Origin of the sequence: Pyramidobacter piscolens W5455, from assembly GCF_000177335.1 — a bacterium.
Classification (GTDB): domain Bacteria; phylum Synergistota; class Synergistia; order Synergistales; family Dethiosulfovibrionaceae; genus Pyramidobacter; species Pyramidobacter piscolens.
This window is the reverse complement of record NZ_ADFP01000125.1, coordinates 1-2,013: the sequence shown is the minus strand read 5'-3', so window position 1 is coordinate 2,013 and position 2,013 is coordinate 1. Positions and strand designations below refer to the sequence as shown.

Genomic DNA, 2,013 nt, shown 5'->3' with positions numbered 1-2,013 from the left:
AGCAGATGCGGTCGAGCAAGTCCATGGAAACGTTTTCATTTTTGCCGATACGGGCAAAGCTAGTCGGCCCTGCTTTTACAGTTTTCCTGAGTTCCTCTCTTGTCATGTCTCTGTCAATAAGCAGCTTCAAAAGCGGTTTATAGTTAAACGGCATTATTTCACATCCTTTCTGGCTACGTATTTTATCATGATTCTACCTAAATAGAAAGAAGTATTTTTCTATTAGGTAGCTTATCTATTGACATTTGTATTTGTCATGGTAGAATATCTACTGAAACAGGTAGATGATATACAAGAGAGGTGATGGATTGAAGCACGTCGATTCGGCACAGCGCATCAAAAAGGCCCTTGGAACTGTCTCGAACGTTGGCGCGTGCAGACAGTAGCAAGGGCGAGGGCCTGAGAAGAAGGCCGTTTGTATTGTAACACGGCGGCTTTCTCATCGGGGAAAGTGTGAAAGGAGAATGTTCTCATGATGATTCATGCCGTGAAATTGGAAGAGTGTTCAGAACTAGGCGTGAAAATGACATTTCCCGATAATTCTTATTGCACTTTGGCCATTGATGTGGTGTATCGGCATCCTCGCCGCCCGCCGTTGGAATTAGGTGAAGAAAATATCCCGACTGACACTGACAGGTACGCAAGGAGATTACGATATGACAAGACGCCAGAAGATAAAGAGATAGATGAAGCGGCGCTGAAGCTTTTGTACTCGCGACTGGCAAGGGCGTACCTCGACGGCGAGCTTGACGTGAAGCCCTCGACGGAAGAAAAAATCATCTTGCGAAATGAATTGGCTAAGGAGGCTGGAAAATGACGGCAGACAAGATGAACGATCTTGCAATCGAGCTTGCTTCAAGCGGCTCTACGTTGGAGATGATTTCAGACGAGCTTGAAGGTGGACGTGGAACAAGAGATTTGAATTTTCTTTCGGCTCTTTGGGTGGTGCGCAAGAGTGTGCATCGCGTTTCGCAGGATTTGGTCGAATTGAGCGAATACCTTGAAAGTCATCCTCAGGCGCTTTCCGGCTTTCGTTTCTTGAGAGAGATTCCTTATAACGCTGTAATGTCAAAACTGGCACAGGCCGAGAATCAGGAGGTATGAGGCCTGTCCCCCTTTCATCGCCGTCTAGGGGTGAAACCACCTGACTTCAGTAATTCTGAAGTTGGCGCATCCATGACCGGAATACTGTTCCGCTCATTCCCCGTTCAGGGTATAGGTTCTGCATAATTTGCAGATCCTTTTCATCATCAACGTTCCCGTGCGCGCAGAGCGTGAAGGGTACGGCGTTTCACCGCCCCCCCCTGCATTGTTTCACAGTATAGGGGTGTTCCGTTTTAGAACCCCTTGCAAAGGATGTCCATAGTGTGGACGCCCTGGGGCGGGAATCGCGACGCAGGGATAGCTGACGGGGTAAGTTCAACTTAGGGCGTTCAGACGGGCGCAAAATTGCACTCGTTGAAGGGGGTAACGTTTCGTTCCCCCCCCGTGGGGAAATTGTTCCTTGTCGGAAGAAATCTGGTAGAACAAGGTCGAAAGGGGCCTTCATATTCGCGTCAGAAGGCCCCAAACTTAGGTCAGGTAATAGAATCATACCTGTAATGTAAAATGGAGGCTAAAAATGGCATATTTCAAGATCAAAGGTCAATCTGCAAGCGCTGGCTATGCCACAGGTGAATACGGCGGCCCTCGTACCGACATCATCGAGGCGGCCGACAGGGACGGCGCGCTCGAGGCGGCCGTAAGGAGCGGCTTTTACCGCAAGGGGCTGACGGCTGAACTGTGCCGCGGCAAGTGGGCCTGTTACGCGAAAGAGGGCGGCCAGCTGGCCAAAGTCTGCGAGGTCTACGCGAACAACGGCACGGAGGCCAGGCTGGCGGCCCTGAAGTTCCACGGGTACAAGTTTGTGGAAGAGGTCAGGCGGATTTCTGCGTGATGATCCCGATGCGCAGCTCTTGCAGCAGGCGCTCAAGCGGGAATTGCAGGTGCAGAGAAGATGAACGGCCTTCGTAA

General features: G+C 50.5%; 4 protein-coding genes. 3 read left to right on the top strand and 1 reads right to left on the bottom strand.

Annotated features, from left to right (window positions below; genetic code table 11):
* A partial coding sequence (locus HMPREF7215_RS12935) for a helix-turn-helix domain-containing protein (protein ID WP_009165957.1) occupies nucleotides 1-154 on the bottom strand: 154 nt, incomplete at its 3' end.
* Between the two features lie 318 nt (nucleotides 155-472).
* On the opposite strand from HMPREF7215_RS12935, the gene HMPREF7215_RS10925 reads away from it, so the two are divergent.
* From HMPREF7215_RS10925 to HMPREF7215_RS10915, 3 genes are all read left to right on the top strand, one after another.
* Nucleotides 473-817: a hypothetical protein gene (locus HMPREF7215_RS10925; protein ID WP_009165956.1), complete on the top strand. Its 345-nt coding sequence runs from the start codon at nucleotides 473-475 to the stop codon at nucleotides 815-817.
* Entirely contained in the window at nucleotides 814-1,104 is a 291-nt protein-coding gene (locus HMPREF7215_RS10920) for a hypothetical protein (RefSeq protein ID WP_009165955.1), read from the top strand. The genes HMPREF7215_RS10925 and HMPREF7215_RS10920 overlap by 4 nt, the downstream gene beginning before the upstream one ends.
* Nucleotides 1,105-1,621: 517 nt before the next feature.
* Nucleotides 1,622-1,936, top strand: coding sequence for a hypothetical protein (locus HMPREF7215_RS10915; RefSeq protein ID WP_009165954.1), 315 nt, complete (start codon nucleotides 1,622-1,624; stop codon nucleotides 1,934-1,936).
* The last annotated feature ends 77 nt before the right edge of the window (nucleotides 1,937-2,013 follow it).

What these genes read in the sequence shown, in the direction of transcription:
- HMPREF7215_RS10920 (WP_009165955.1), top strand. Translation starts at nt 814, where the DNA reads ATGACGGCAGACAAGATGAACGATCTTGCAATCGAGCTTGCTTCAAGC.
- HMPREF7215_RS10925 (WP_009165956.1), top strand. Translation starts at nt 473, where the DNA reads ATGATGATTCATGCCGTGAAATTGGAAGAGTGTTCAGAACTAGGCGTG.
- HMPREF7215_RS10915 (WP_009165954.1), top strand. Translation starts at nt 1,622, where the DNA reads ATGGCATATTTCAAGATCAAAGGTCAATCTGCAAGCGCTGGCTATGCC.